This is a genomic window from Trebonia sp. (assembly GCF_049794275.1).
In the GTDB taxonomy this organism is placed as follows: Bacteria; Actinomycetota; Actinomycetes; order Streptosporangiales; family Streptosporangiaceae; genus Trebonia.
The window spans coordinates 1-4,874 of the sequence record NZ_JBARCR010001269.1 but is presented as its reverse complement, the minus strand read 5'-3'; the positions used below and the strand labels follow the sequence as shown (position 1 = coordinate 4,874).

General features: G+C 70.8%; 5 protein-coding genes. 1 reads left to right on the top strand and 4 read right to left on the bottom strand.

The features are described from left to right. A partial coding sequence (locus tag WA805_RS30960) for a hypothetical protein (protein WP_424559794.1) occupies nt 1-589 on the bottom strand: 589 nt, incomplete at its 3' end. Between the two features lie 79 nt (nt 590-668). On the opposite strand from WA805_RS30960, the gene ybaK reads away from it, so the two are divergent. Continuing rightward, nucleotides 669-1,148, top strand: a complete 480-nt coding sequence (gene ybaK, locus WA805_RS30955) for a Cys-tRNA(Pro) deacylase (RefSeq protein ID WP_424559793.1) — start codon at nt 669-671, stop codon at nt 1,146-1,148. A 57-nt stretch (nt 1,149-1,205) separates the two neighbouring features. Here ybaK and lgt read toward each other — a convergent pair whose 3' ends face one another. From lgt to WA805_RS30940, 3 genes are all read right to left on the bottom strand, one after another. After that, nucleotides 1,206-2,162, bottom strand: a complete 957-nt coding sequence (lgt, locus tag WA805_RS30950) for a prolipoprotein diacylglyceryl transferase (RefSeq protein WP_422274767.1) — start codon at nt 2,160-2,162, stop codon at nt 1,206-1,208. A gap of 33 nt (nt 2,163-2,195) precedes the next feature. Then, the gene (gene ftsH, locus WA805_RS30945) at nt 2,196-4,172 is read right to left on the bottom strand and encodes an ATP-dependent zinc metalloprotease FtsH (protein ID WP_422290981.1); all 1,977 of its coding nucleotides are present in this window, start codon (nt 4,170-4,172) and stop codon (nt 2,196-2,198) included. A 115-nt stretch (nt 4,173-4,287) separates the two neighbouring features. Next, a partial coding sequence (locus WA805_RS30940; protein WP_425244101.1) for a rod shape-determining protein occupies nt 4,288-4,874 on the bottom strand: 587 nt, incomplete at its 5' end.

Sequence of the window (4,874 nt, the reverse complement as noted above, 5' to 3'; positions counted from 1 at the left end):
CCCCCAGACGGCGCCGCGGGTCCCGCCGGTTGCCAGGGGCGCTCGGGTCCCGGGGACGCGGCACGTGATGGGTAACCGGCAGCGCCCACTCGTACCGCAGTTCCGCACCGGGCCGCAGCCTGGCCCAGCGCGCCGCCTCAACCTGCAGTGCTCGCGCCGCCGTCGCGAAAGCCTGCGGGGACGGCGGCTCGGGCATCCGCAGCATCGACAGCTTCGACCCGGTCAGCCGCCTGATCTCATCCGCCGACGGGTCGTCGAGCGCCGCGATGGCCTCGACGAGGTTCCCGAGCAGTTCGGCCCGCAGGATCCGGTCCCGGTACGTCCGCTTGAGCAGCGCCGAACGCTCGGTGACGTGCGGCGGCCGCCGCCCGCGCACGTGCCGCATGCTGCCGAACACCATGCCCGCCGCGATGCCGCCCCATATCCCGTCGGTGATGCCCAGCTCGCGTTCCACGACAAGATGCATGATGTCGTGCGGCAGCGCGGTCCCGGCGCGGCCGCCGAGCAGCTGGTAGACGACCCCGTCGTCCCGTTCGACCACCGAGTAGCCGACCTCGTGGTCCGGCAGCCGCGGAAACGTAACGTGCATACGCCCACTATGCGGACATGGCAGGCGAGCGGCATAACGATTTTCCCGCCGCCCGCCGTGAGCGCTAGGGTGACGGTTCGTGGCTGGACGCGGCACGACGGCGACGCTCGCCCTCGAACGGGCGAAGGTCCCGTTCACGCTGCACGAGTACGCGCACGACCCGCGGCACGACTCCTACGGCCTGGAGGCCAGCGAGGCGCTCGGCGTCCCGCCGGAGCGCGTGTTCAAGACGCTGGTCGCCGCGGTGGACGGGTCGCTGGCCGTGGGCGTCGTCCCGGTGCACCGCCAGCTGGACCTGAAGGCGCTTGCCGCCGCCGTCGGCGGGAAGAAGGCGGTGCTGGCGGAGGTCGCCGCGGCCGAGCGCGCCACCGGGTACGTCGCGGGCGGCATCTCCCCCGTTGGGCAGAAACGGCGGCTGCCGGTGGTGATCGACGCCTCGGCCCTCGTGCTCGCCACGATGTTCTGCAGCGCGGGCCGCCGCGGGCTGGAGATCGAGATCACCCCCGCCGACCTGGTCAAGGCGGCCGGTGCGACGGTGGCTCCGATCGCCACCCGGTGACGTATCCGCTGGCGCTGCTCGGCTGGCTCAAGCTGTCCGTCCCGCCGGGCCGCGTTCCTATTCTTCGGAACGTGCGCTGGCTACTCCCCCGGCATCCGCCGTTGCCTCATCGGGGGGCGCCTCGACGGGTGCCGGCGCGGTGCCGGCGTCCGGCTGAGCCGGATCTGGGCGCACCACCACCGGCCGGTCAGGACGGCGCTGCGCGAAGACGAACCAGATCAGGCCGCCCACCGTGCCGATGATCGCGATGTACATATTGAGCCGCAGGCCGAAGAAGTGCTCGGACGAGTCGATCCGCACCGATTCCTCGAAGATGCGGAACGCGGAGTAGCCGGCCACGTAGAGCGCGAACAGTCCCCAGGGCTTGATCTTGGCGTGGTGGCCGAGCCAGACCAGGAAGGCGGCCAGTGCCAGGTCCCAGATGAGCTCGTAGAGGAACGTCGGCTGGAACGTCGCGAAGTGCAGGTCTTGCGGCGGGATGCCGCCCGAGACGCGGTAGGGGTAAGGAATCTCGAGGCCCCAGGGCAGCGTGGTCGGCCCGCCGAAGAGCTCCTTGTTGAAGTAGTTGCCGATCCGCCCGACCGCCTGGGCGACGAGCAACGCCGGCGCGATCGCGTTGGCGAACGGGCCGACCGAGATGCCCAGCCGCCGCAGCCGCCAGGCGCCTACTATGGCCGCGAGCGCGACGCCGCCCCAGATGCCGAGGCCGCCGGTCCATACGGCGAACACCCCGTACCACACGTGCGGGATGTCGTTAGGCGTGGTGATGTCGAAGTAGATCCGGCCGCCGATGATCCCGGCGGGCACCACCCACAGCGCGAGGTCGTTCACGACGTCGGGGTCCCCGCCGAGCGCACGCCACCGCCGCCTCGTGATCAAGATCGCCAGCGTGATCCCGATGATGTAGCCGAGCGCGTAGAAGTGAATGTCCAGCGGGCCGATGTGGAAGCTGTCGATCGGCGGGCTGGGTAGGTACGCCGGCAGGGCGGTGAGCTGCACCATGTAGCCGAGCATACCGGCCACGTAATGCGACGGTAATCGCGCTCGTCACGGTCCGGTTGCGGAACCGCCAGCGCTGGTGACGTCGCCCGCCGGGTGCGGGGCCAGCACGGCCGGCGGCGCCGCCGGGCTGGTGCTGGCTGACTTGTCCGGCTGGCCGGCCAGCCGGTAGACGTCGGACCCGTTGACGGTCTCCTTCTCCATCAGCAGGCCGACCAGCGCGTCCAGCTCAGGCCGGTGGGTCTTGAGCAGCTCAACCGCGCGGTCCTCCGCCTCCCTGAGCAGCTTGGACACCTCGCGGTCGATCTCGGCCTGGGTCGCCTCCGCGTACGGCCGGCTCGACATGCCTGGGCCGCCGCCGCCAAGAAACACAGAACCTCCTTCGGGGTATCCCACCGGGCCGAGCACCGTCGACATGCCGAACTCCCTGACCATCTTGGTCGCCAGGTCGGTCGCGCCGGCCAGGTCGTTGCCCGCGCCGGTGGATCCCTGGCCGAGGACGACGAGCTCGGCGGCGCGGCCGCCGAGCCGCACGGCTAGCGAGTCGTGCAGGTAGTCCTCGGTGTACATGTGCCGTTCCACCAGCGGAAGCTGCTCCGTGACGCCGAGCGTCTGGCCGGCCGGCAGGATCGTCACCTTGGCCACCGGGTCGGCGTACTCGGACAGCGCGGCCACCATCGCGTGCCCGGACTCGTGTACCGCCACCGCGTGCTTCTCCTCGGGCAGCAGCACGTTGGACCCTTCCCTGCGGCCCAGGATGATCCGGTCCCGCGCGGAGAAGAAGTCGTCGGCCGTCACGACGTCCCGGCCCTCCCTGACCGCGACGATAGCCGCCTCGTTCGCCAGGTTCGCCAGGTCCGCGCCGGAGAACCCCGGCGTGGCCCTGGCCACCGCGCCGAGATCCACGTCGGGCGCCAGCTTCTTCCCGCGCACGTGCACCCGTAGGATCGCTTCCCGCTCGCTGACGTTAGGCAGCGGGATCGTCACTTGCCGGTCGAACCGCCCGGGGCGCAGCAGCGCCGGGTCCAGCACCTCGGGCCGGTTGGTCGCGCCCAGCACCACGATGCCCGACACCGGGTCGAAGCCGTCCATCTCCGCCAGCAGCTGGTTGAGCGTCTGCTCCCGCTCGTCGTTGGACACGGCCGCGCCCGCTCCGGCCCGGCGCTGACCGATCGCGTCTATCTCGTCGATGAAGATGATCGCGGGCGCCCGCTTGCGGGCCTCGGAGAACAGGTCGCGCACCCGCGACGCACCCACCCCGACGAACAGCTCCACGAAGCTAGATCCGGTCACCGAGAAGAACGGCACTTGCGCCTCGCCGGCGACGGCCCTGGCGAGCAGCGTCTTGCCGGTGCCTGGCGGGCCGATCATCAGCACGCCGCGGGGCACGACAGCGCCGGCCCGCGAGTACTTCTCCGGGTGGCGCAGGAAGTCGACGACCTCGCTGATCTCCGACTTGGCGCCCTCGTAGCCGGCCACGTCGGCGAACGTGGTGGACGGCTGCTCCTCGTCGAACACCTTGGCCTTGGACCGGCCGATACCGAGGATGCCCTGCTGCAGGCCGCCGGCGCCACGAGACAGCCGTCGCCAGAACCAGAAGAACAGCAGGAACGGCGCCAGGATGAGGATCCAGCTAAGCAGCTCGTTGCCGAACCCCGACGACGGCGGGGTCGACGAGACCTCCACGCCGGCCGTGTTGAGCTGGGTAAGCAGCGTCTGGCCGGCCTGTGGCGGGAGGACCACCGTGTAATTCGTCTTGTCGGTCAGTGTCCCGGTACTCGTGCCGCCGTTCTGCGGGATGACCACCGTCTTGACCTTGTGCGCGTTCACGTCGGTCAGGAACTGGGAGTAGCTGAGGCTAGTCGGCGAAGGGGTGTGCACAGCAGGCAGGAGTATCCACGCGAAGAGCGCGACGACGATGCCGATCGGCAGCAGCCAGTGCCGCCAGGCCGGCGGCGGTGGCGGCGCGTTCCCTCCTGGCTTCGGCTTGTCGCCTGGCGGCGGAGGTGTCGCTTGCTTGCTCATCAGGACCTGACCTTTCCGCCAGGCGAACGACCTTGTAGCGCAGCCTAACGCTTACCTCAACGCGCCGGGATGAGGGCCTCTTCCTAGGTCTTGCTCTCCCTCAGCGAACTCTGACCTAGCCGCCAACGCCAGGGACGCCAGAGTTGCGGCTCACTTCGAGCAACGCCGCCGCGCCGCGGACCACGCAGCGCAGCGGGTCCTCGGCCACGGTCACGCCGATTTCCGCCATCGCCTCGACACGTTCCGGCAGGCCGGGCAGCAGCGCGCCGCCGCCCGCCAGCCGTATCTTGCCGCGCACTACGTCCTCGGCGATGCCGGACGGGATGTCGGAGAGCACCTCCTGCACCGCCCTGGCGATCGTGGCGACAACCGGCTCGAGCGCCGCCGCCACCATTTCTCCGGAGACCCGCTCCACGCGCGGCGTGCGGCGGGCGGCGTCGATGCCGACCGTCTCCGCCCAGCCTTCGGGCCCGCCGGTCAGGCCGAGGGTCGTCTTCAGCTGGCGCGCCGCCCGCGAGCTGAGGATCAGGCCAAGCTCGCTCCGCGCCGCGTTCACGATGGCGTCGTCCATCGCGTTGCCCGCCATCCGCAGGCTTTCCGCGCGCACCACGCGCCAGCCGGCGACGGCGGCGACCTCGGTCGTCCCGCCGCCGATATCGACGATGAACCCGCCCGCGCCGGCCGCGAGGTCGAGGCCCGCCC

Excerpts from the sequence above, each read along its gene's own strand:
- lgt (WP_422274767.1), bottom strand. The coding sequence starts at position 2,162 with ATGCTCGGCTACATGGTGCAGCTCACCGCCCTGCCGGCGTACCTACCC.
- ftsH (WP_422290981.1), bottom strand. The coding sequence starts at position 4,172 with ATGAGCAAGCAAGCGACACCTCCGCCGCCAGGCGACAAGCCGAAGCCA.